This window comes from Acetivibrio sp. MSJd-27, assembly GCF_018918095.1.
Taxonomy (GTDB): domain Bacteria; phylum Bacillota; class Clostridia; order UMGS1840; family HGM11507; genus HGM11507.
Window position 1 is genome coordinate 1 of the sequence record NZ_JAHLPV010000024.1, and the last position, 24,625, is coordinate 24,625.

General features: G+C 46.5%; 22 protein-coding genes. 15 read left to right on the top strand and 7 right to left on the bottom strand.

What is annotated here, in order from left to right; translation table 11 throughout:
* Positions 1-328: 328 nt before the first annotated feature.
* The 3 genes from KQI32_RS08790 to KQI32_RS08800 all read right to left on the bottom strand — a co-directional run bounded on the left by KQI32_RS08790 (position 329) and on the right by KQI32_RS08800 (position 1,303).
* On the bottom strand, positions 329-616 hold the full coding sequence (locus KQI32_RS08790; RefSeq protein ID WP_177689798.1) for a helix-turn-helix domain-containing protein: 288 nt from the start codon (positions 614-616) through the stop codon (positions 329-331).
* Positions 613-969 (bottom strand): type II toxin-antitoxin system RelE/ParE family toxin, encoded by a 357-nt coding sequence (locus tag KQI32_RS08795; protein WP_308167049.1) that lies wholly within the window; start codon positions 967-969, stop codon positions 613-615. The genes KQI32_RS08790 and KQI32_RS08795 overlap by 4 nt, the downstream gene beginning before the upstream one ends.
* 121 nt (positions 970-1,090) lie before the next feature.
* Positions 1,091-1,303, bottom strand: coding sequence for a helix-turn-helix transcriptional regulator (locus KQI32_RS08800; protein ID WP_177689799.1), 213 nt, complete (start codon positions 1,301-1,303; stop codon positions 1,091-1,093).
* A gap of 204 nt (positions 1,304-1,507) precedes the next feature.
* On the opposite strand from KQI32_RS08800, the gene KQI32_RS08805 reads away from it, so the two are divergent.
* On the top strand, positions 1,508-1,819 hold the full coding sequence (locus KQI32_RS08805) for a hypothetical protein (RefSeq protein WP_216424736.1): 312 nt from the start codon (positions 1,508-1,510) through the stop codon (positions 1,817-1,819).
* A gap of 63 nt (positions 1,820-1,882) precedes the next feature.
* On the opposite strand, the gene KQI32_RS08810 is transcribed toward KQI32_RS08805, so the two are convergent.
* Positions 1,883-3,001 carry an AI-2E family transporter gene (locus KQI32_RS08810; protein ID WP_216424737.1) on the bottom strand — a complete coding sequence of 373 codons (1,119 nt, stop codon included), beginning with the start codon at positions 2,999-3,001 and terminating at the stop codon, positions 1,883-1,885.
* A 373-nt stretch (positions 3,002-3,374) separates the two neighbouring features.
* Positions 3,375-3,758, bottom strand: a complete 384-nt coding sequence (locus KQI32_RS08815; RefSeq protein WP_374197069.1) for a GNAT family N-acetyltransferase — start codon at positions 3,756-3,758, stop codon at positions 3,375-3,377.
* Positions 3,759-4,113: 355 nt separating this feature from the next.
* Between KQI32_RS08815 and rlmN the strand changes: the two genes are divergently transcribed.
* The 10 genes from rlmN (at position 4,114) to KQI32_RS08865 (ending at position 13,201) form a co-directional block, all read left to right on the top strand.
* Positions 4,114-5,133, top strand: coding sequence for a 23S rRNA (adenine(2503)-C(2))-methyltransferase RlmN (gene rlmN / locus KQI32_RS08820; protein ID WP_177689803.1), 1,020 nt, complete (start codon positions 4,114-4,116; stop codon positions 5,131-5,133).
* Positions 5,134-5,148: 15 nt separating this feature from the next.
* Positions 5,149-5,862 carry a Stp1/IreP family PP2C-type Ser/Thr phosphatase gene (locus tag KQI32_RS08825; protein ID WP_177689804.1) on the top strand — a complete coding sequence of 238 codons (714 nt, stop codon included), beginning with the start codon at positions 5,149-5,151 and terminating at the stop codon, positions 5,860-5,862.
* A 13-nt stretch (positions 5,863-5,875) separates the two neighbouring features.
* Entirely contained in the window at positions 5,876-7,927 is a 2,052-nt protein-coding gene (gene pknB / locus KQI32_RS08830; RefSeq protein WP_177689806.1) for a Stk1 family PASTA domain-containing Ser/Thr kinase, read from the top strand.
* 11 nt (positions 7,928-7,938) lie between these two features.
* Positions 7,939-8,811: a ribosome small subunit-dependent GTPase A gene (gene rsgA, locus KQI32_RS08835; protein ID WP_177689807.1), complete on the top strand. Its 873-nt coding sequence runs from the start codon at positions 7,939-7,941 to the stop codon at positions 8,809-8,811.
* On the top strand, positions 8,808-9,461 hold the full coding sequence (rpe, locus tag KQI32_RS08840) for a ribulose-phosphate 3-epimerase (protein ID WP_216424738.1): 654 nt from the start codon (positions 8,808-8,810) through the stop codon (positions 9,459-9,461). The genes rsgA and rpe overlap by 4 nt, the downstream gene beginning before the upstream one ends.
* Positions 9,458-10,081: a thiamine diphosphokinase gene (locus tag KQI32_RS08845; protein WP_216424739.1), complete on the top strand. Its 624-nt coding sequence runs from the start codon at positions 9,458-9,460 to the stop codon at positions 10,079-10,081. Before rpe ends, KQI32_RS08845 begins: the two co-directional genes overlap by 4 nt.
* Positions 10,082-10,563: 482 nt before the next feature.
* Positions 10,564-11,580, top strand: a complete 1,017-nt coding sequence (locus tag KQI32_RS08850) for a Gfo/Idh/MocA family protein (RefSeq protein ID WP_216424740.1) — start codon at positions 10,564-10,566, stop codon at positions 11,578-11,580.
* Positions 11,567-11,707 (top strand): CPC_1213 family protein, encoded by a 141-nt coding sequence (locus KQI32_RS08855; RefSeq protein WP_177689812.1) that lies wholly within the window; start codon positions 11,567-11,569, stop codon positions 11,705-11,707. Before KQI32_RS08850 ends, KQI32_RS08855 begins: the two co-directional genes overlap by 14 nt.
* Entirely contained in the window at positions 11,704-12,321 is a 618-nt protein-coding gene (locus KQI32_RS08860; RefSeq protein WP_216424741.1) for an HD domain-containing protein, read from the top strand. The genes KQI32_RS08855 and KQI32_RS08860 overlap by 4 nt, the downstream gene beginning before the upstream one ends.
* Entirely contained in the window at positions 12,314-13,201 is an 888-nt protein-coding gene (locus KQI32_RS08865) for a ribonuclease Z (RefSeq protein WP_216424742.1), read from the top strand. Before KQI32_RS08860 ends, KQI32_RS08865 begins: the two co-directional genes overlap by 8 nt.
* A 238-nt stretch (positions 13,202-13,439) precedes the next feature.
* Here KQI32_RS08865 and spoIVA read toward each other — a convergent pair whose 3' ends face one another.
* The gene (gene spoIVA, locus KQI32_RS08870; RefSeq protein WP_216424743.1) at positions 13,440-14,918 is read right to left on the bottom strand and encodes a stage IV sporulation protein A; all 1,479 of its coding nucleotides are present in this window, start codon (positions 14,916-14,918) and stop codon (positions 13,440-13,442) included.
* Positions 14,919-15,079: 161 nt separating this feature from the next.
* Here spoIVA and KQI32_RS08875 point away from each other — a divergent pair, with 161 nt between their 5' ends.
* The 4 genes from KQI32_RS08875 (at position 15,080) to hepB (ending at position 23,113) form a co-directional block, all read left to right on the top strand.
* Positions 15,080-15,898, top strand: a complete 819-nt coding sequence (locus tag KQI32_RS08875) for an AraC family transcriptional regulator (RefSeq protein WP_177689817.1) — start codon at positions 15,080-15,082, stop codon at positions 15,896-15,898.
* 241 nt (positions 15,899-16,139) lie between these two features.
* Entirely contained in the window at positions 16,140-16,289 is a 150-nt protein-coding gene (locus tag KQI32_RS08880) for a hypothetical protein (protein ID WP_216424744.1), read from the top strand.
* A gap of 41 nt (positions 16,290-16,330) precedes the next feature.
* A complete protein-coding gene (locus KQI32_RS08885) occupies positions 16,331-19,270 on the top strand; it encodes a hypothetical protein (protein ID WP_216424745.1) in 2,940 nt (979 codons plus the stop codon).
* A gap of 24 nt (positions 19,271-19,294) precedes the next feature.
* Entirely contained in the window at positions 19,295-23,113 is a 3,819-nt protein-coding gene (gene hepB, locus KQI32_RS08890) for a heparin/heparin-sulfate lyase HepB (protein ID WP_216424746.1), read from the top strand.
* A gap of 144 nt (positions 23,114-23,257) precedes the next feature.
* Here the strand turns inward: hepB and nagA are convergent, their stop codons facing one another.
* Positions 23,258-24,391: an N-acetylglucosamine-6-phosphate deacetylase gene (nagA, locus tag KQI32_RS08895; RefSeq protein ID WP_216424747.1), complete on the bottom strand. Its 1,134-nt coding sequence runs from the start codon at positions 24,389-24,391 to the stop codon at positions 23,258-23,260.
* Positions 24,392-24,625: the final 234 nt, after the last annotated feature.

Genomic DNA, 24,625 nt, shown 5'->3' on the forward strand with positions numbered 1-24,625 from the left:
GCTGGCCATGTGGAAGTGGCGGGATGGGAACCATGGCACGCTGCATCGGATACTCATGTTTTTATTCCCAATAGACACAAAAACGCGTGGATTCGCTTGATGGAATCCATGCGTTTTTCGACAGGCTGACCTATCGAAAATATATTTTCGATAGGTTTTTTTGTTCAAAATTCCGCGTTTTGCGTGGACTGCAGAGATTGAAACTTACTAAGGAATGATTCTGTATCAAACGTGTTTTGACAGATTTCATTGTATGATCAATAAAATTTTAGTCATAGAAAAAGGGCAGCCGATCAAATCGGCTACCCTTAAGATGAATAGATGCTGTTTATTCTTTTGGATTAAGCGGAACAATTGATATTGTATATCCGAGAGGGTTTAATATTTTGAATAAGGTGTCAATTTGCGGTGTTGCTTTCATGCTTTCAAGCCGTGCAATAGCAGGCTGTTTTACCCCGCTTATTTGAGCAAGCTCTCTTTGCGACAAGCCTTTTTCTTCTCTTGCTTCAATCATTTTTCCGATAAGTTCAATTTCAAAATTTATTTTCTCTTTCTCGGCAGGGGATACTCTTGTTTCATCATTCATATACTCGGAAAAAGTTTTGACTTGTTTCATACATTATCATTCCTTTCCATAAAATCTTTAAGGTTGCTTTTTGCTTTTGCGATCTCTTTCGGCGGTGTTTTCTGCGTCTTTTTCATAAAGTGATGTAAAAGCACAAATTTATTATCTTTCCAATAAAAGAAAAATATACGGTTTCCCAAAGGCCGAAGTTCCCATATTTCGCCGTCAATATGCTTTACATACGGTTTCCCTATCCTTGTTCCGAAGCGGGCAAGTGCACCGATGTATGCAAGGATTTTTTCACGGTTTATCCTGTCTGCTTTGCTTGTTTTGGATTTTGCTTGTAATTCATCAAGAAAATCAACTATTTGTGATTTTCCGCTTTTATCATAGTAAAATTCCACCTCATACAAAGATTGCACCCTCTTTCTATTATATGATAACATATTTGTTATCGACAATCAACATGTTTATAACATGTTTTATCGTTTAAAAAATGCCGAAGCGTATCGCTCGGCATTTGTCTTATATTTGTCTTCCAGTATCTCGATAGGTAAAAATGCCATCATAGTCACAGTTGAGAGCCTCAGCCATATCACGCAATTCTTTTTCTGAAAAATTATCGCGTGATAGTTTGTTGCTTAAATTATTTCCCGTTGTCCCGATTTTTTCAGCAAGTTCTTTTATTGTCATCCCACGTTCCAAGAGAATGGTTTTTATTTTCAAAGTCATTGCCATATTGTGTCTCCTCCTATTCCGATTATCAATGTAATTTTACACGATAATAAGTAATTATACACGAAATAGTGTTATTTATCAAGTATAAAAAAAGAACAACATTTTAAAGTGATAAATAATATTTGACAAAACAAACTTAATAGTGTAAAATAACATTTGAAAGAGCATTTAATCACTATAAAATGTGAAAGAGGAGAAAATTTTATGGATTACGTTGATGAAATTTTTGCGAGGTCAGATTTACAGCAAATCAGAGAGTTTCTTTTACACGGGACAGAGTGCATTAAAATAAGTCCGTTTTCTTATAAAGAGCGGATAGAGCATACCCTAAAAAAATTAATGGTACGTTTACATGAAGAATATCCCAATGAGCAGGAGTATGAGGAAATCACAGCTCTTGTTTTTGATTATGCGAGTGCGCTGGAAGAAGTGAATATGGAAATTGGTTTGCAGGTGGGCGCAGCGCTTTGCGGGCAGATGTATCAAAATTTTAAAAACGCTCTTGCGGGGGAATGAAAAGGAAAGGGGAAGATAGATTCCATTCTGCAATGGAAAAAATTTCTTTCCGATCATTTCATTCTATTTCCTTTTTGTTTTCTCCAGCCTTTGGTTCACGGCGGTTCCGACCAGCTTATAAAGAACTGCGAAGACAGGGATGCCGATCAACACCCCCATAAATCCAAACAGTCCTCCTCCCACGGTGATGGCAAAGATGACCCAAAGCCCGGACAGACCGATGGAGTTCCCCACAATTTTGGGGGCGATCAGGTTTCCCTCTATCTGCTGCAAAATGAAGATCAGAAGAAGAAACCAAAGGGCTTTGGAGGGTTGTGCCATTAAAACAATGAAAAAAGCCGGTACAGCGCCGATAAAAGGACCAAAAATAGGGATAATGTTGGTTATGCCGATAATGGTACTGTTTAGAAGCGGATAGGGCATTCGGAAAATCCACATTCCCAGAAAGGTAAGGCAGGCAATGATTAGCGAGTCAATCAGCTGCCCGCGGACAAAGGAGCTGAATACACAGTCCGTAAGCTGTACCATACAGGTCGCCTTGTGATGTATCTTCTGCGGAAGAAGCGCGCAGGACAATTTTTTCACCTGCAATTTCAGCCGTTCCTTCTCAGAGAGCAGATAGGCGGACACAATGATACCGATCAGCACGTTAAAAACGCTTGTGGCGAATGTTTTTGTCATTCCGTACACCTGGGGAAGGGAAGAAGAAAAAGATGCGTTGAGGCTCTCTGAGAGCTTTGTACCCCATTTTTCCAGATGTGCATAGATACCGGCATTGCTTTGCAGAAAACGGTGAAGCCTTCCTGTCATGGACTGTAAGGAATCCAGGTAGGAGGGGAGATTGTTCACAAGGGTTTGCATGCTCTCCATCAACTGAGGGATGATCAGATAAACGAAAAGACCGGCCGCCAGCAAAAGGATAAAATAGGTCATAAAAAGGGCGAGCGGTTTTTGGAGTTTTGACAGAAATTTTCGCTTGCAGAAGGAGGAGAGCAGCCGCTCCCGAATTCTTGTATACAGTCCGTCCAGCAGATAAGCAAAAAGAAACCCGATAAAAAAGGGGGTTAGAACAGAAAAAAGAATCCCAAGGGCCTGAAACAGTTTTGCGATATGCAGCAGCAAAAAGAAGAGAATGATAGAATAGGTTGCCGTAAGTAAATTGTTTTTCAGAGTGGCTGGCATAACAACGCCTCCTTCCGAAATAGTATGGACGAAATCAAAAGAAATATAACCTTGTTAAGATTTAAGCAGCTGGGCTTCTTCTTTCCAGCATATGACAAATAAATATCCTCCTTGCGGCGAGGCCGCTTTTTCACAATGAAAAACTTTTTTACAACATAGAAAATTGCGCGGAATCGTGCGCAATTGCATGTTTCAAAAAACAGCGTGCGAAGCGCGTCTGTGCTTTTCGAAAAACTTTTTATTTTATGATAGATGGAACTTTTTCTGTTGAAACACGGTCTAATGATACTGAAACATTAAAATAACACACAATCACAAAAAAACAGGATTTCCGAAAAAAGGTGGAAATCCTGTTTTTTCTGAAAATAGGAAGTTATGGATGAACCATTTCGATATGTATGATGCCATCCTCCAGATACTCGCCGGAATCCTGGACAAAACCGACGCTTTCATAAAAACCCTTTGCGTATTTTTGGGCGGAGATGCGAATACGTTCCTCCCCGAGGGTCGTCTTAATGAAATGGACCGCCTTTTCCATACACAGTTTGCCGAGACCCCTTCCGCGGTATTCCCGGGCGGTTATCACCCGCCCGATGCTGATTTCCGGAAATTTTTTCTCTTTATCCAGAATCCGCAGGCAGCCCGCCAACTGTCCATTGTCCCAGAGCAGCAGATGCCATGCGTCCTGATCTTTGTTATCACAGTCCTGATAAACACAGTTCTGCTCCACACAGAACACTTCGATGCGCAGTTGGATGAGCTGGTATAATTCTTTATTGGTAAGCTAAGAAAAGGGTTTGATTTGTAAATCCATTTGTGCTACCTCTCTGTTGTGAAAGCATTGGAGAGTTAAACCCCATATGCTTAAAGATTTCTTTTCATCATTGTAGCATATAAAATGTGATTCGCCAAGTATCCGCATAGAATTGCTTTCCACAGGCAAACTTTCCGCAGTTCTGCGGCAAAATGCCATACAATTGGGTGATAATCCGTCCAGATTATCTGTGCTTTTTCCTTGCAAAAGTGTTTTTATCTTGTTATAATAGTTCTGTTACTATGGGGGATTCTATCAAAGAAGAAGGTTTATGGATGGAAGCTATTGGAGAAAATAGATGAAGAAGAATATAAAAGACTTTACCCTGGAAGAGCTGCAGCAATGTTTTTTGGAGATGGGAGAAAAAAAGTTTCGTGCTCTGCAGTGCTTTGCATGGCTGCAGCAGGGAGTGGAATCGTTCCACGAAATGACAAACCTGTCAAAAGAGCTGCGCCAAAAGCTGGAGGACACATTTTTTGTGAGTGTTCCAAAAGTGAAAAAGAAGCAAATTGCCAGGGACGGAACCATAAAGTATCTTTTTGAGAACCATGACGGGACGTTGATTGAAACGGTTATCATGGAGTATAAGCACGGGATAAGCGCCTGTATTTCCACTCAGGTGGGGTGCAATATGGGCTGCCGTTTCTGTGCCTCCACCATCGGCGGCAAGGAGAGGGATCTGACAGCGGGGGAAATTTTGGATCAGCTGATCTTTGCGTCCAAGGATATGGGCCGAAGGATTTCCAATGTGGTGCTGATGGGAATCGGTGAACCGCTGGATAATTATGAGAATGTGATTCGTTTTTTGAAAAATGTCAATCAGAAAAGTGGATTGAATATTGGTTACCGGCACATATCCCTGTCTACCTGCGGTTTGGTGGATAAGATTGAGAAACTGGCCGGGGAGCAGATGCCCATCACACTATCCATCTCCCTGCACAGCACGAATAACGCGGACAGAAGCAGTATTATGCCGGTAAACCGGAAATATCCCATAGAGGTTCTTTTAAGGACCTGCCGGGAATATACTGCAAGGACAAAAAGAAGAATTTCATTTGAATATACATTGATCCGGGGCGTCAACGATGATAAGCCGCATGCGAGGGAACTGGCAGGACTTCTTCGCGGGATGCTCTGCCATGTCAACCTGATACCGGTCAACGCGGTGAAGGAAACCGGCCTGAAAAGGCCAACCCGGGAAGCGGTGGAGATGTTTCAGCAGGAACTGCTCAAAAACGGTATCAACGCCACTGTGCGCAGGGAACTTGGGACTGATATTGACGCGGCCTGCGGACAGCTTCGGAAAAACAATCAATAAAGCGAGGTGTTTTCATTGGAATTTGGTTACAAATCCGACAGAGGAAGAAAAAGGGAGTTAAATGAGGACAGCTATCTTCTGTTCGGCAATGACGACTATGTACTCTGCGCCATCGCAGATGGTATGGGCGGGCACAATGCCGGGGAGATCGCCAGTTCTATGGCGATCCGGAAGCTAAAGGAATTTGATGAGACAGAAGGATTCTTTACGGACACGGAGAACAAGCTCCGCAAATGTATTGCCGAAATCAATACATATGTATACAAACAATCGGTCAGTGCCAGTCAGTATGCGGGGATGGGTACAACCCTGACCGTTGCCGTGGTTACAAAACAGAGATTATATTTTGCCCATGTCGGCGACTCACGCGCGTACCTGATTGACGAGGGGATCCGTCAGGTGACAAAGGATCACTCCTATGTCTCCGAGCTGGTGGCCAGCGGCAGTATCACCGAGGAGGATGCAAAGACGCACCCTGACCGAAAGGGTATCACCAAAGCCATTGGTACGGAAAAAAACGTGGAGCCGGATATCTTTGTGATGGAAAGCGATATCCCCCGAACGATTTTTCTGTGCAGTGACGGGCTGACGGACTATTTGAGCAAAGAAGAGATTTATGAGATGATAAAAAGATCCCCATCCCTTCAGCTGGCGGTTGACAAATTGGTTGACATGGCCAATGAAGACGGGGGCAGCGACAATATTACCGTTGTCGCGGTGAGAATATGATGGGGGTGAAAAAATGAGTTTGGTAGGAAAGATACTGAGTAACCGCTATGAGATCATAGAGGAGATAGGAAACGGCGGAATGGCCGTTGTATATAAAGCCAGATGCAGACTGCTGAACCGGTATGTAGCGATCAAGGTGCTGCGGGATGAATATAAGGTGGACAAGGAATTTGTCAAACGGTTCAACCGGGAATCCCAGGCCGCGGCCAGCCTCTCCAACCCGCATATCGTTTCTGTTTACGACGTGGGGAACGACAACGGCATTTATTATATTGTAATGGAGCTGGTGGAGGGCGTAACCCTGAAGGATTATATCCAAAAAAACGGTATGCTGCCCTGGCGGCTGGCATTGAAATTTTCTCTGCAGATTTGTTCCGCTTTGGATCACGCGCATAAAAACGGGATCGTCCACAGGGATATCAAGCCGCAGAATATTATTATCACCCGGGATGGAACCATAAAGGTGACGGATTTCGGGATTGCCCGGATTTCCAATTCCTCCGAGACCAGAAAGATTGACGAGGGAATTATGGGCTCAGTGCATTATATCTCTCCGGAGGATGCAAAAGGTGTGCTGACCGACGCCAGAAGCGATCTTTACTCGCTGGGCGTCACCATGTATGAGATGCTGACCGGCAAGGTGCCCTACGACGGGGAGAGCGCGGTCTCCATCGCGATTATGCATCTTCAGTCCAACTATACGCCGATAAAAGAGCTCAATATCACGGTGCCTCTGGGTTTTGTCCAGATTGTTGAAAGAGCTATGCAGAAGGATATCAATTTGAGATACCAGACCGCCGGCGAGCTTTGGAAGGATCTGATGAGCCTTTCCCAGGATCCGGAGCTGTTTGAACCGGATAATGTCAATGCGGCGATTGCCGATCTGGGAGAAACAAAGCTGATCACCAAGGATGAACGGCAGGAGATCAAGAAACAGATAGACGATATGAAACAGCCGGAAGCGCCGGCGGAAAAATCGAAGAAGAAGGACGGCAAAAAAAAGAAAAAGAAATCGAGATTCCGGGACTTGTTCAAAGCGGAGACCAAGCAGGACAAGGTTGCGGTGACAGCCGCGATTGTGACATCGGTTATCCTGTTTGTTGCTATCCTTTCTATCGGGATCGGTATTTTGTTTCCGAATTTCAGTCTCGGCAACCTCTTTAAAAGGGAAGAATTCACAGTTCCTGATATTGTCGGGCAGAAGCTGGATGACGTGAAGGAACAGTATAAAGATAAGAAAATAGAATTTGTAGTGGAAGAGGAGCTCTTTGACGAGGAGCATGAAACAGGTACGATTCTGTCACAGAATCCCGAGAAGGATATGACCATCAAACTGCCTGGCAAGATCAAGATAACCGTCAGCAAAGGCGGAAAAGAGGTCACGGTACCCCGGTTTATTGACAAGGAATACCGGCAGGCTGTATTGGAAATCAACAATTTGGGTCTGAAAGCGGATACTAACTTTGTGGTGGACGACTCGGTTCCAGAGGGCTATGTCATATCCCAGACTCCTCAGCCGGACAGCAAAACGACCCAGGGAAGCACCGTGACTTTGACCATCTCCAAGGGGGCAGAGTCTGAACTGACCGAAGTGCCGAACCTGGTGGGGATGACCACCGCCCAGGCAAAGCGCGCTATCAGCACGGCAGGACTGGTGCTGGGAAGCATCATCCGCCAGGAAAGCGATCAGCCGGTGGATACGGTGATCAGCCAAACCATTAAGGAAAAGAGCGAAGTCAACAAAAAGACAGAGATCAGTATCACGGTCAGCAGCGGAAAAACAGCCACTGAGCCGCCAAAGACCCAGGCTCCGACGCATGAACCGACAAAACCGCCTACGACACAAGCGCCCTCCGGCCAGAAGAAGCAGACGATCAACATCGATCTGCCCACCGATCGGAATTCTGTGAGGGTTCGGATCGAGCAGGACGGCAAAACCGTTTACAATCAAACGGTCAACACAAGCCAGAAGACCTTGAGTGTTACACTGACCGGTGAGGGCAAAGCGGATATTCTCATCTACTTTGACGATGTTCTGGCCAGGACAAAAGTGATCAATTTCTAGCGGGGTGAAGTATGCAAGAAGGGCTGATTGTCAAGGGAATCGGAGGATTCTATTACGTCAAATGCGGTGAAAAGATCTACTCCTGCCGTGCGAGAGGGAAATTCCGGAAGGATATCAAAACACCCTTTGTGGGGGATCGAGTCAAAATACGCCTGATTGACGGCGAGGAAGGATATGTGGAGGAGATTGAACCGCGCAAAAACTGTTTAATCCGGCCTCCGGTCTCCAACATTGACCGGCTGATGATTGTAGCGGCGCTGAAGGATCCAAAACCGGATACCAATTTTATCGATAAGCTGCTTGTGATATGCGGTTTTCACGGAATTGAACCGGTATTGTGCTTCAACAAAGTGGATTTGAACGACGATTTGACGATTCCGGAGGTTTACCGTTCCATTGGCTATCCGGTACAGATTACCAGCACAAAGAAAAATTATGGAATGGAAGCCTTTAAAAATATGGTTTCTGACGGAATTACCGCTGTGGCCGGCTTTTCCGGTGTGGGAAAATCCAGCCTGCTGAATATGGTGGACGAGAGCTTCGGCTTAAAAACCGGCGGGGTCAGCGAAAAACTGCAGCGGGGAAAGCATACCACCCGCCATGTGGAGCTCTATGAACTGGAAAGCGGGGGATATCTGGCGGATACCCCGGGCTTTTCCAATCTGGATATCGACATGGTGCGGGCGGAAGAATTGAAAGAATTTTATCCGGAATTTGCCCCTTATACGGAAAGCTGCCGTTTTGCAGACTGCAGCCATACCAAAGAAAAGGGCTGTTCGGTTCTGGCGGCGGAAGCGGAGGGCAAGATTGCTTCTTTCCGTTTGGAAAGCTACCGGATGTTTTATGAACGGTTAAAAGAAATTAAGGAATGGGAACGAAAATGAAACATACAATCAAGATAGCGCCTTCTTTACTGTCAGCGGATTTCTCCTGTCTCAGCGCGGAATTAAAGACGGTGGAAAAAGCGGAGTTTCTTCATATTGATATCATGGATGGGCATTTTGTGCCAAACATCACTTTTGGTCCTCCGCTGGTAAAAGCCATCCGCAAGGAGAGCGGTTTGTTTTTTGACTGCCATCTGATGGTGACCAATCCCCTGAAATTTATTCCCGCTTTCGCGGAGGCGGGGGCAGATATCATTACGGTGCATGTGGAGGCGGAGGATGACACCGCAAAGTGCCTGCAGGCCATCAAAGCCTGCGGGAAAAAATGCGGGATTGTTTTAAATCCGGATACTCCCGCCGAGGCGGCGGAACCCTATCTGGACGATGTGGATATGGTGCTTTTGATGTCGGTCTATCCCGGCTTTGGAGGACAGAAATATATTCCTGCCGTAACCGCTAAAATCAAGGCCTTGAAGGAAAAAATCGGCGATCGGGAGATCGATTTGGAGATTGACGGCGGCATCAATCTGGAAACCATCCGGCAGGCAGCGGAGGCGGGAGCCAATGTGATTGTAGGTGGGACAGCCGTGTTCGGAGCGGAAAACCGTCCGGCTGCGATTCAGAAACTGCGGGAAGCCGCCGTGCTATGAGGTGTGTGATATTCGGTGCGGCGCCGATCACCGATTACGGATATTACCGCGACAAAATCAGCGATAAGGACTTTGTCATCTGTGCCGACGGCGGTCTGAAGTATGCGGAGGCTATTGGGAGAAATCCTGATTTGATTCTGGGGGATTTTGATTCTTACCGGGAAAAAGTGTCACACCAGGGAGTTGTTTTTTATCCCAGTGAGAAGGATGACACCGATATGGGACTTGCCGTCAAGTATGCGCTGACGCATGGAATGAAGGAGCTCTGCATTTTCGGCGGGCTGAACGGACGTCTGGATCATACCATCGCCAATATCCATCTGCTGAAATATGCCTTGGACTGCGGCGCGCGTGCGTATCTGATGGACGAAAACATGTTTGTCACTGTCTTTGAAGGGGAGTACACCATTCGCAGAAACGAGTATAAATATATCTCCGCTCTGCCCTTTGGCGGTAGCGTGACCGGAATCACCTATGAGGGCTTGAAATATCCCCTGAAAAACGCCGTGTTCGAAACAGGAGATCCCTATGGCGTGAGCAATGAAATGATTCTGGACACGGCAAAAATGACGATTCAGAGCGGCACCATGCTCTTGATTATGACAAAGGATATTGGATAGGAGTAATGTATATGCGCTTATTGCATGTAAGCCTTATGATTTTTGAACCACCACCGTTTTTTGTAATAATTGCAATGGCAGTGGTCGCAGTCACTATTGTCATTTGGCTTATTTGCCATTGGCTCACTTAGCACTCCTATAAAAAACGGTACAAATAATGTCTACTGAACAAAATGGTTTCGCAAAACGATTTGTTCAGCAGACATTAAAATATGGAAAACGGTGCAGCGCTTCTTATCAAAATTTGAGTGATAAGAGGCGCTTTTTGCTGTTCCGGAGAAATGCAATCTCCCGCTGAATCTTTGCATAACAGGACAAAATTCCTGTGAAAAATATTTTCCATAGCCGATGGATGCCGCAGAATGTCTTTTTACCGCAGCTTAACGGGCATACACTGCCGCTCAAAATAAAATTTATTTCAGAGAGTATTTCTTTCAAAAAGGCAGATACTATTTTCAGATTCAAAAAAGGAGAGAGAAAAAATGGCGGAAAAACTGAGATTAGGCGTTATTGGCATCGGGTTTGCCTGGGATAGACTGCATTACCCCGCATTCCGGGAACTTGCGGATAAATATGAAATTAAGGCAGTGTGCAATAAGACTGTTGACAAAGCGCAGGGGTTTGCAAAAGGGATCGGGCTGGGTGACGAGAATATCTACAGCGATTACAGGGAAATGATAAAAAGGGATGATCTGGACGTGATAGATGTTCTGGTTCCTATTTCCGAGAACTTCGAGGTGGCAAGGGACGTGCTCCAGGCAGGCAAAAACTTGATTGCTGAAAAGCCTTTTGCCTCCACGCCCGAGGCGGCGAAGGAATTGATTGCACTGAAAAACAACAAGCAGTTAAAAGTGATGGTTGCGGAAAATCTGCGCTATGATGAGGGCGCCGGTATGATAAAAGACATTCTGTCAAGCGGGCAGATTGGCGAAGTGATCCAGTTTGTTTATCAAAAAGGGGCCGATTTTGAGAAAGAAAAGACGAAGGATACGTTTGCGGCCAAAGAGTGGCGGCAGCATCCTGTTTTTTATGGAGGGATTTTTCTGGATGGCGGAATTCATGATATTTCCCTGATGAGGTTTTTGTTCGGGGATGCGGAAAGTGTCTGCAGTGTGGGGCGGCCGCAGCGGGAAGAGGACTGCCCCTATCAGGCCATCAGCAGTATTCTTCAGTTTCAGAATGGAGTGATTGGCAGTTTCTCTTATCTTTCCCAGCAAGCTGAATTCACAAAGCCTCCCGTCGGGCTTCGCATCTTTGGAACATTGGGGGATATCTATCTGGAGGATATCAAAAGCGGAACCCTTCAGATTCACTACAAAGACGGAAGGAAAGAGCAGAAAAGTTTTCGGCCGGGCAGAGGATATTATCATGAACTTTCAAATTTTTATGACGGAAATATCGTCTCAACTCCTGAAAAGGAACTGGGGGATATCCAGCTTGTGTTTGATATTCTGAAATCAATAGAGGACAGGGAGGTGAAAAGATATGTCGCACAATGAGAAGAGGAGTACCAGGAACCATAAGAAAGAGGATGGAACGTTCCGTTCCAAAAAAGTGAAGCATGACCCTCAGGCGGAGAGTGCAAGGGCTGTTTTCGGATTGCATGACCAGCCGGATAAAAAATGAAACGAGATTTGTTTTTTGCAATAGAACAGCATCTGATGAGGGATGAAAACCCCTCTGAATATCTTGAGACGCTTTTAGAGAATCCCGCGCTCCAGGAGCCCCCCTTTGACATGCTGTTCCAATTAAAAAGGATCCGGCAATCCCCTAAATACCATCCGGAGGGAAATGTCTGGATTCATACCATGATGGTTACTGACTGGGCCGCCCGCGTAAAAGAGCAGTCCTCCGATAAAACGGTGTTCCTGTGGGCGGCTTTACTGCATGACATCGGCAAGGGAAGAACGACAAGAATACGCAAGGGAAAGATTACCTCTTACGATCACGATAAAGTGGGTAAGGAAATGGCAAAGAAATTCTTTTCTCACTTTGAGGTGTCACCGATTTTCGTGGAGAAGGTTGCCGCGCTGGTGAGATGGCACATGCAGATTTTATATGTGGTAAAGGACCTGCGGTTTGCGGACATCCAATCTATGGAGGAACAGACCGATATCCGTGAGGTAGCTTTGCTGGGACTCTGTGACCGCATGGGAAGGGTGGGAACAGACTTAAAGAAGGAAGAGGAAAATATCCGTATTTTTTTGCAGAAATGCGGGAGGCAGATGCGGGATGGTTGAAGTTTTTCTGCCTGGCACAGGAGGGGTAATGCCCCTGAAAAACCGCCATTTAGCATGCTGCTGGATGGAACATAACGGACGTGCACTTTTGATTGACTGCGGCGAGGGCACGCAGGTTGCATTAAATAAATGCGGCCGCAGGCTAAGCCGGCTTAAAACGATCCTTTTCACTCATTTTCACGCCGATCATATTGCGGGACTGCCGGGACTTCTCCTGTCATTAGGAAACTGCGGAAAAACAGATGAGCTCATGGTTGCCGGACCTCCCGGACTCAGAGAGACGGTGAAAAGCCTGTTGGCAATTGCTCCTCAGCTTCCGTTTCCCATCCGGCTGATGGAACTGGAAGGGGCGGAGAAATTTGAATCTTGCGGCTATCAAATCTCCAGCCTGGTTTTACAGCACGGCATTCCCTGTCTGGCGTACTGCCTTATCCTGCGAAGAAAACCGGTTTTTAATCCCGAAAAGGCTCGAAAGCGGAATGTGCCGCGGGAATTTTTCAAATTGCTTCATGAGGGGGAGTGTGTCACAAACACAGAGGGAGAGCGGATAAGCCCTGATATGGTTTTGGATGGCATGAGGCCTCCAATCAAAATTTGTTATATCACGGATACAAGGCCGGTGAAGGAGATGGATGCCTTTGCCAAAGATGCAGATTTGCTCATCAGTGAGGGGATGTATGGTGTGGTAAATCCGGAGGACAAAAAACATATGTGTATACCGGAAAGTATTCGGCTTGCGGAGAATGCGCGGGTTGGAAAGCTTTGGGTGACACATTACAGCCCTTCCTTTCAGCAGCCAGAGAAATATATCCCAGCGGATAAAAAAACACTGGTCACGGCAGGATATGACGGGATAAGCTGTATTTTAAAAGGAAAATAATTATATGATAATGAAAAGAATAGGTTCTCCGGAGCTATAAGAGACTGGTGGATTTGCCAATAATCCTCATAGAGCCTTGAAACAAAGTTGATTACGGAGGCGGGACCCGCTTCCTATCTTCAGCAGAGTTGCAGTTTTTTGCTGAAACGCTGTATAGCAGGACAAAATTTCTTGCTGAGAAAGGGTATCCGCATGTATTTATACATGCGGATACCCTTTCATGGTTAAACGTCATTTTTCAGAGAATAATACAGATCAGTCCTCCGCTTCCCTCGTTGATGATCTTTTGCAGGGTTTCCTGCAGTTTGATTTGAGCGTCCTCCGGCATTCGATAGAGTTTGTTGTGCAGTCCTTCATTCACCAGCTCATGCAATGATTTTCCGAAGATGTTGGACTGCCAAATCTGTTTTGGATCGACTTCAAATTCCTGCAGCAGATAGTGTACCAGCTCTTCCGACTGTTTTTCTGTGCCGACGATAGGAGAGACCTCGGTTTCAATATCCGCACGAATCATGTGGATAGACGGTGCGCTGGCTTTCAGGCGCACACCGAAACGGTTGCCCTGCTTTACAATCTCGGGTTCTTCTAAAGAAAGCTCGTCGATGGTAGGCGATACAATGCCGTAGCCTTTACGCTTCACTTCACTGATAGCAACAGAAATTTTGTCATATTCTTTTTTTACTTCCGCCAACTCGGTCAGCAGGGACAGAAGCTGATCATCACTGGTGATGTCAAAACCGGAGGATTCGCTGACGATCTGATAAAACAGTTCCTCCTTGGTATCCAGTTTCACTCGCATTTTGCCTTCGCCCAGACTGATGTTAGAAACGTTCACATCCTTGGTAAAATCAAATTCCCTGAGTGCGCCAATGGAATTTTTTACTTCCCGCACATTGGTGGTTGTTTTCACAATATCCTTGATTGCTCCGAACACGGAAGACTTCAGCCAATGGTCTACCGAGAGGCCTTCCAGCCATTTGGGAACATCAAAGCCGATTTCTTTCAGCGGAAATTCATAAAGCACGTTTTCAATCACGGACAGAATTTCCTGACTGCTGACCTCCTGACAGTTCAGAGGCATAACGGGAACGTTGTATTCCGCTTCCATGGAGGCTTTGATTTCCAGCGTCTCATCGGCGCTGGGATGTCTGGAATTCAGGACGACGATAAAAGGCTTTTTCAGCTCCTTCAGTTCGTGAATCACCCGTTTCTCCGCCTCCACATAGTCGTCCCTTGGGATCTCAGAAATACTGCCGTCGGTGGTCACCACAAGGCCGATGGTGGAGTGTTCGTTGATGACTTTCTTGGTTCCAATCTCCGCCGCCTGCGCGAAGGGAATGGGCTGTTCAAACCAGGGAGTGCTGACCATCCGCGGCTGATCGTTTTCAATGTGCCCCAGAGCGCTGTCTACAATATAGCCCACACAGTCAATCAGTCGTACATTGAATTTGCTGTTTTCATTCAAGCTGATTTCCACTGCTTCATTGGGAATGAATTTCGGCTCTGTTGTCATAATTGTCCGGCCCTGTGCACTTTGAGGAAGCTCATCTTTCGCACGTTCTTTTTTGAATGCGTTGGAGATGTTTGGGATCACAAGCTGATCCATAAACTTTTTGATAAAAGTACTCTTTCCGGTTCGGACAGGTCCCACAACACCTATATAGATATCTCCCTGCGTCCTTTTGGCGATATCTTCCAAAACGTCATAGTTCTGCATTTTATTTCCTCCCTTAATGGTGATTCGATGATCTCGTTTGTAACATGTATATGTCGCTTTGATGGAAATATGACAGAACTTATCCAAAAAATTTCCGCAGGCAAAGATCCTGTTGACAGATGAAGAAAAGCTGATTATACTGAAAGCAAAAAAGGAAGGGAATGAATACCGTGACACAGGATGTCAGCAACCCGCTTTTTTATAAGGATGTCAATTTTTCCATTGTCGGCGAAATGATGGTGTTCCGTTCCCATCCGAACCGGATTGAATGGTATTATAAAAACAAAAGCGACAAAAAGAATTTTATTATATACATACTGGACAATTGGCTTTTTGCCACATACAATGGAGAGAAGCACTTTGTAAAAAAGGGGGATGTCTTTATCATCCCCAAGCTGACGGAGCAAACCGTTTACGAATCCATCGGCACCGACTGTATCCCGCAGTTTTTGGTTATTGAATTTTTTATTGAAGAAAAAGTGTTTCCATTTCCATATATCTATCATAATGTTTCAAAGAAAATATTTAATCTTATGTGCGAGATAGAGAAAAAATATTTTTCCAACAGCTTCTGCAGTAAGCTGGATCTCAAGTCTATGACCTATCAGCTTGTCAGGATGCTGGCGGAGGAATACTTTACGAGAAACTATTTCTCCAAGCAATATAACCGGATTAAGGAATCTATGCATTATATGGATGAAAATTACTTCCGGCATAATTTGAGCATCGAACAGATTGCCCAGACTTCATCCCTGAGCGTCAGCCATTTCCGCAAACTGTTTAAGGAAGTGACCGGACAGACACCCATTCAGTATTTGACCCAGTTAAAGCTCAAGCAAGCATTTGCGCTGCTGGGGCAGACAAATACTCCGGTTTCGGAGATTGCAGCTATGCTTGGATTTGAAAATCAATACTATTTCTCCAATTTTTTTAAAAAACATGCAGGGCTTAGTCCTCTGTCTTATCGCAATGGAAAATAGCTCCCATAAAATAAAATCTAAAAATATATTTTAATAGAGAAATCGAAAATGTGAAAAAAATAACATAAATCAGTTGTCATCCGTTCTCTGCTCTTATGCAGAGAACTATTTTTTGAACAAAATAATAAGCGAAAATTATAAAAAATAATGGGAATTTCTATTTTTCTTTCCAGATTGAAATGATATACTAAAATTAGATTTTTAGAATATGACAGATCAAGCAGGAAAGAGGTGAAATGATATGAAATATGAGAGGCCGGTCATCGGTATAAGGCCTTTTTACAGCGAGGAACCCATTGCGGCTGGCACATTGGAGGATTATCTTGCGGAACATTCGATTCAGTCACATGCTCCGATTGCTTCCTATGAAGTGACATCATTGGCTAATTAAAAATCTGTAAAGATATATAAATCATAACAAGGAGGGTAAATATGAAACAAAAAATTTCAATGTTGCTATGTGTGGTTCTTTTGCTGGGAAGCCTTTTGGTTGTCGGGAGCGCGGAAGAGATGATTCCTTCTGCTTCTCTGACGCAGAAAAGCATTGACGGTGCTGTTTGGTATGAGATTGCGTCCAGTGAAGACTTTTATGCAATTGCAACGGTCGGTACTGACAAAAATTATGCGCTGACCTCCGATACGGTTTCTCTGAGAACAGAGGAAGGGTATACGCCAATTGCGGACTTTGCAGGAAAACTGGTTGGATGCAATAAAGCGGCTTTTGATGCCGGAATACTGCAGGAAGAAATGAGGACCATCACGCTGGAACTCAGCGGAACGGCAGACAAGCTTGGTGTTTTTGAATCTGCCGGAACGGGTTTCTCCATACGCAATCTTCATCTGAATGGTACGGTCAGCAATACACAAACATACACCGGATCTCTGTTCGGCATCATTGCATGTGCAGGGGAACTAAAAAACTGCGTCAATGACTGTAAGATTAACGGAAAAAATTATACCGGCGGGCTGGTTGGCTCCTATGCGGCCACCAGCACGGTGACAGTCAATTTTGAAAATGTTGTCAATCACGGGGACATTTCCGGCGGAACCGGTGTGGGGGGAATTATGGGAAACATGAGCAGAGGTTCCGTTTCCAATGCAGCCAACTATGGTTCGGTTACCGGAAATCAGGCGGTCGGGGGTATTTTCGGAAACTGCCGGCACACGATTACGGTTGAAAAGGCTTTCAATGCGGGAACCATTCAGGCAACCGGCACGGACAGCAGCAAAAATCCGGGAGCCGGAGGGATCATCGGAGGTTTGAAACTGGGGTGGTCAAACCATGTTGTTTTAACTCTGAAAAATGCGTTTAATACAGCTTCGGTCACCAATGGCGCGGGGACTGCATATGCCGGCGCGCTGATTGGAAATCAAGCGAATGCGGAGAATCTGACGATCACAAACACCATTTCCAATTGTTATAATGCGGCGCAGGGAACCGCACTGTTTGGAACGGCGGTTGACGGGAGCAAAACAAATATTTATTATATCAGTGATATCACGGACTTACCCTCCGGAGGGCTGACGGAGAGCGAAATGAAAAAGGCGGAGAGCTTTAACGGCTTTGATTTTGAAACGGTCTGGGAGATGAACGCGGCCGGTTCGGATTATCCTTATCCGCAGCTGAAAGAAAATACATATATTTATACCGTTAGTTGGGGCACCGAGGAACATCCCTATGAAATTGATTCGTCTCAAAAATTTCAAGAGATGATTTCTGCCCATGGTACGGAGGGGGTATATTTTAAACTGACGCAGGATATCGCGCTTCCCGATACCTACACGCCTCTTCCGTTCTCTGGAAACTTCGACGGAAACGGAAAAACAATCACAGTAGACATGACTCTTCCGGATCAGGATAATGTTGGACTGTTTTCAGAGCTTTCCGGAAAGACCGTGATTGAAAATCTTACGGTTGACGGCACCATATCAGCGCGGGGAAATGTGGGGGGCTTTGCCGGAATAACCAATACAAGCACGCTTGACTCCGCATCTGTAATCCGAAATTGCGTGAACCGTGCCAATATCACGGGGACAAAGAATTATATCGGAGGAATTATCGGCAACAGCCCGCTGACAGGCAGCTGTACCATCACGGTTTCCAACTGTGAGAATCACGGCAACATTACGGCGGCAATCTTTGCCGGCGGGATTGCGGGATTGCTGTCACGGGCGGAGAACTGCCGGAATTTCGGAAAGGTTGAGTCTGTGACCTCAGCAGCCGGAGGAATCGCAGGGAATATCAGACAGTGCGTCACAAGCTATAACAAGGGCGAAATCCGCAGCAATACCAATTCAGCGGGAGGAATTGCAGGGTATCCAAGCAGCGGATCCGGTGTATTGCTTCGGGATTGCTACAATACAGGAGATATTTATCTGAATTCTGCAGAGGATAATCGGATCGGCGGGATTGTCGGAGAAATAAAATCGCTTACGAACAGCACGATCCAAAATTGTTATACCGTGGGAAACCTTTATAAAAACAATACATTGGTTTCCAATGCTGCGTTTCCAAGCAATTATGCTGCAGAGTTGAAGACAGCCGCCAACATTTATTTTCTGTCATCTGCTGAGGGCGGCATAACCTTGGCTCAGATGAGAGCAATGACCTCTGCCGAGCTTTCCGATTCCTTTTCCGTATCAGAGGACGGCGCATATCCATTCCCGGTTCTCCGTTCGAATCCAAATCAGGGGGGAGTGACAATCCATACCGTTAACCTGTCGGCTGATACGGCAAACGGAAGAATAACTCCTTCCGGCACTCTCTATCTGAAAGACGGAGACAGGTTGAAAATAGAACTGATGCCGGATGAAAATTATATGCTGAGCCAATTCCTGATTGACGGCACCGATCTCAAGGCCTTGGTCAGCAAGGAGGGGATATATACCACTCTGGTTCAGAATGACATGGTAATCTCGGCAGAGTTTGTTTTGGATGAGAGGGAGCCGGTGGTTTCTTCTCCGCTGGAAGCGTTTTCTGCTAATATTTCTGCCGTCTCCCTGTCCGGCAAGCTGTCTGAAACAGAACTGCAGGCAGTGATCGGCAAACCGGTTCTTCTGGCTTTTGCCGCGACAAGCGGTTCCAATGCGGCATACACTTTGATTGATTACGGAATGGTCATTTCAAAAACCGATGCGATGCCTGAGATGAATAAAGCGGGCTGTGTCACAGCCAGCATAAAAGATCATTTTGATGTGTTCCGGACACAGTACGGAATTCTGTTTTATGGCGATGGATTTATCGAAGACGGAACGGTTTACTATATTCGTCCCTATGCAGTGTATCAGAAAGGGAGCGAAACAGTAGTCATTTACGGAGAAAATGTGATGACTGCGAATCCCTTTTCCATTACAGAAGGAAGTGCGGAATAGAACCCGCCTAAGGAGGAATGCATAATGTTGAAAAAAGTGCTTGGCACCATTCTTGCGTGCAGTTTTTTGTTCTCCTGCTTTCCGGCACCGCCGGCTTCGGCGGCGGACGGACCATTTTCTGACTGGACAGAGATAAAGGGTTTAGGAAATTTAAATAATTCGGATCTATACTGGGAGACCGAGGACACTGCGGAAGGACTGACGATAAACAAGGGATACTTCACCAATATGACCTACGGATCCAATATTACCCAGATGCCCACTTTCCGGTGGTGCGTCGGAGGAACGCCGGAAGGCTATCCGGACAGCGATTTTACCGCGAATCCTCAGCTTGTCGAGATAGCTGAGGAGGAAGGGGAAAAGGCAGTCCATATAGATTCCCCGGTAAACGGCTACGGCATCACGCTTCAGTTTCCGGTGCTGGAGTTTGACGGGACATACACAAAGGATCATTATTACAAGATTACATACAAGGCGAAGAAAAAGGACGGCGGCATTGTGGAGGGCGGCAACAATCGTTTCTTCACTATGGTCGACTTCAAGGACAGTGCGAATAAAAGACTTTCTACAACGCGCTCCGTCTTTGTTAATCCCTCCGATTCCTTTCAGGAATACGAGATGTATGTGGCAAATATTCCGGAGACTGCCACCAAAATGACGGTGTTTTTCGCCCTGTCAGCGGCCAGTGCGGTGCGGGATGTCTATATCGCGGATGTGAAGGTATATGTGAAAGACGGCTCAAAACCCCTTGTCTTGTATGACATGCCGGCTTTTACGCCGCCGGCAAACCAGCATCCCCGGGTATACTTTACAAAGCAGGATATTCCGAACATTCTCGCCAATTATGATCATCCGCAGAATGCAAATGCAAAGGCGCAGTTTGAGGAGGATCTGAGCAAGCCGGTGGACGGGAACCTTTCCGGTGGGATGCTGAATTCCGCAACACTGGGACTGATTCAGAGCAGGGCTTTCCACTATGCAGTCTGGGGAAATCGGGAATCCGGCGAAATGGCCGTCAAAGCCATGCGGGATTTTGTCAACACGGTGAACTATGCCGCTTCGGAATACAACAATCAGGGCTTTCTGATTTTTACCATCGGTGCGGTGTACGACTGGTGCTTTCCTCTGCTGTCGGAAGAGGATAAAACGTTTTTCCAGAACAAGGCGGAGGACGTGATGCGGGTGTGGGAGGTTGGTTACCCGGTTCCGGCGCAAAGCGTCATCAATACACACTCCGCCGAGGCAATGCTGATGAGGGACCAGCTTGCGCTGGCGATCGCCATGTATGACGAGCGGCCGGATATCTATCAGAACATTGGCGGACGGTACTTTGCCGAAATGGTGGAAGCCCGCAAGTTTATGGCGCAGGCACAGATATTCGTGCAGAGCAGCTGTTATATGGGGATGCGCTTCCAGTGGGAGATTCTGTCTTCTATCATGATGGATAAGATAGGGATGCCAAATGTGTTCGGTGAGGATCTGCACAAGGTGCTGTACGGCTTTCTGTATGCACGGCGCGCAGACGGTCAGCTTCTGCGGTGGGGGGATTCCGATCAGAACAATACAAAGCCTGGTGTTTACGATACGGATGCAACACGCGCGTTGTTTTTGGCTGGAAATTATTACAAGGACCCCTATCTGAAAGGGCAGGCTCTGCTGCAAAATCCAGGGATTCAGGTTTCTCCTACAAGCGGAAATCAGACCATGACCTCGATTGAGGTTCTGCTTTTTAACGATCCGTCGGTGGAGGGAAAAGCGGTCAGCGATCTGCCGCTTTCCGCTTATTATCCTTCCCCCAGAGGCGGCATGATCGCCCGGACCGGATGGCAGGACGGGATAGATTCCCCTGCTGTGGTAGCGGATATGAAGGTGAATGAATATTGGACGATGAACCATCAGCATCTGGACGCCGGATCGTTTCAGATTTACTATAAGGGGGCGCTTGCCAACGATACCGGCTACTATCAGGCAGGCCGGAGCGGAGATCCCAAGAAGAACGAGGGAAACACGGTATACGGAACCGTCCATTTTCACAATTATGCCCGACGGACCATTGCCCACAACTGTATGCTGGTCTATGATCCCGACGAACTGGACATGTATTTCAACGGTTATGTGAACGATGGAGGCCAGCGGCTGCCAAACAATGACTGCTATCCAATGAACATAGAGGAATATCTGGAACTGGAGAAGGAATACCGCACCGGAACCGTGCTGGGACAGGAATTCGGCCCCGATCCCTATGTACCCGATTACACCTATCTGAAGGGGGATATTGCGGCTGCCTATTCCGATAAAGTATCCGAGTATGAGAGGAGCTTCCAGTTCCTCAATCTGAAGGATGAGGAGCATCCCGCGGCCATGCTGGTGTTTGACCGGGTGGTGTCCGCCGATCCGGCTTTTAAGAAAAGCTGGCTGCTGCACGGACTGGAGGAGCCGGAGATCACTGGAAATCAGACGGTATTCCGTGATACCCGGGAGGGATACAACGGCAAGCTGACGGTGGATACCCTCCTTCCCTTGCCGGACAATACCTCTATTGAAGCGGTGGGCGGCGAAGGCAAAGAATTTTTGGTGAATGGCACCAATTACTGGGCGGAAACGCTTAAGGGAGGAGTCAACGAGGGAGGAGGATACCGGATTGAGGTATCTCCAAAAAAAGCGGCCGCAGAGGATTATTTCCTGAATGTCCTGCAGGTGGGGGATAATGAACCGGATACCCCACCTCTGGAGGTCACGAAGCTGGAAACCGAAAAATTTGTCGGGGCGAAGCTGGCTGATCGGGTTGCACTGTTCGGAAAATTCCGCGACCGGACAGCGGAAAGCGTGAACTTCTCCTTTGAGGGAGAGGGGAGATATCAAATCACAGTGGCCGATCTGCAGTGCGGAACCTGGGCGGTTCAACGAAACGGAGAGACTCTTGCCGAGGTTTTTGCAACGCAGGAGGGCGGCATTGTCTCCTTTGAAGGGGAAGCAGGGGACTACCGGCTTACCTATGCGGGAGCCTGCGGAAGCAGAGAAGAACCGTCAGGACAGCCTCCGCAGCAGGATGAGGGAATCCGTATCAGAGTGAACAACCGGCTGATTTATTCCGATGTTGCTCCCGTCACTATCAATGACCGAACGATGGTACCCATGCGGGCCGTATTTCAGAACCTTCAGGCGGAAGTGGAATGGGATGAGGCAACCATGAGCGCCACCGCTGTGAAAGAGAATACCACCATCCGGATTACCGACGGTTCGGAAACGGCTTATGTCAATGGAGAAGCTGTGACACTCGATTCGCCGGCTGTGATACGGGACGGAAGATTTCTTGTTCCGGTACGGTTTGTCTCCGAGAGTTTCGGGGCCAGGGTTGTCTGGGAGGAATTCTCAAAAACGGTGGACATCACTTATAACGCCGGCGTTTCGGAGGAAAATTATCACAATATCACGGGATGGCTCCCTGTGGCTGCTATGGAGCAGAGCGGTGACGACGGGGCAGGCAATGTGATTGAACAGACAAGAGACGGAGCGTTCTCCACATCCTGGGGTGTTCAGGGGGTGGAAGGCTCCGACAGTGCATGGGGAATTTATGATTTTGGTCAAATCCGTGAGGTCGAAAAAGTTATGATTGCCTTTATCAAGGGGACAGAACGGATATATACCTTCACTCTGCAAACCTCTGAGGACGGGAAGTCCTGGAAAACGGTTTTGGATCAGGCGAAATCCAGCGGAACTTCCAATCAGTTTGAAACATTTGCCTTTGATAAAACCAAAGCCAGATATATGAAATATATCGGATATGGAAATTCAGTGAACTTATGGAGCAATATCAGCGAAATTGTATTTATAGGGAAATAAATACAAGGGCTGCAGCAGAAAGAAAATCTGCTGCAGCCCTGTTTTTTTCTCTTTTCAATTTTTCGATTATCATTGCGTCGAAATTTGCGAACTCATGAAAAGAGCACTGCGGATAAATAGCGCAGTGCTCTTGCTTTCAAAAAATTATTTAAATTTTTTGCCTTTTATGAAGACTTTCTCTACCTCTAAATCGTCATTTAAAACGACGATGCTTGCAATCTTACCGGTTTCCAGACTTCCGTAATCCTTATCAATACCGATGGCTCTCGCCGGATTTAAGCTGGCGCATTTCACCGCCTTTTCCAGCGGGATATCGAACTCATAAGCCTTTCTGACACAGCCCATCAGATTGGTTGCGGAGCCGGCCAGTGTGCCGTCCTTCAGCGTCGCGGTGTTGCCTTTTACATAGACGGTTTGACCGCCCAGATCATATTCGCCATCCGCCATCCCGGTAGCGCGCATAGAATCACTGATCAGAACCAATCTGTCCTCGCCGACCGCGCGGAACGTGTTGCGCACGATGACCGGATTGATATGGATTCCGTCACAGATAAGTTCGGTTGTGGCGTCACTGTCAATGATGGTGCCGACGACAGAGGGATCCCTGTGGGAAAAGCCTGGCATCCCGTTATAAAGATGTGTGCAGTGGGAAGCACCGTTGTCATAAGCCATCTTTGTGGACTCGTGGGTACCGTTGGTGTGACCGACGGAAACGGTGCAGAACTTGGAAGCTTCCTTGATGAACTCTTCGGCTCCTGGGAGTTCCGGAGCCAAGTCAACCAGGCGGATATTTTCTCCGCTGGCCTTGTACAGCCGTTTGAACATTTCGATGTCGGGCTCACGGATCCATTCGCCGTTCTGCGCGCCTTTTTTTGCCATGGAGAAGAAGGGACCTTCCATATTGATTCCCTGGACGGTGGCGCCTTCGGTCTGCTCCTCTTTAAATTCCTTTACCGTAGCCATAACTTTCATCAGATCTTCCTCCAGAATGGTCATGGTTGTCGGAAGAAAAGAGGTCACGCCGTTTTCCGCTTCATAGTTTGCAACGGCCTGCAAGCCCTCTTTGGTGTTGTCACAAGCGTCAAATCCTACTGCGCCATGGGTGTGAACGTCCACGAGGCCAGGGATTACTTTTTTGAAATGGACGTCGACCACTTCCTCGCCAGGGTTTGGTTCCAGTGTTTTGGCAATTTCAGAAATCCGTTCCTCCTCAATTCGGATATCACCGGAGGCAAAGATAAATTTGCTGTTTAGATAGTTACAGTTTTTTAATAGCATTTCAGCTCACTCCTTTTGTATAAAATACTGCGGAAATAGATTGCCGCAGTACGGTATTTCTATATCTTTTGATATTATACCACAATTTATTTTAAGCAAGTAAAATCCGGCAGCAGCCGGGTTTTGTGCAACAAAACAAATTGATGATTCAATAAAGACTCAGCCGTCGGAAGAGAATCTTCCGCTCACGTCGTGTCTTTATTATACCGCAATTGTTTCCAAAAATCAATCAAA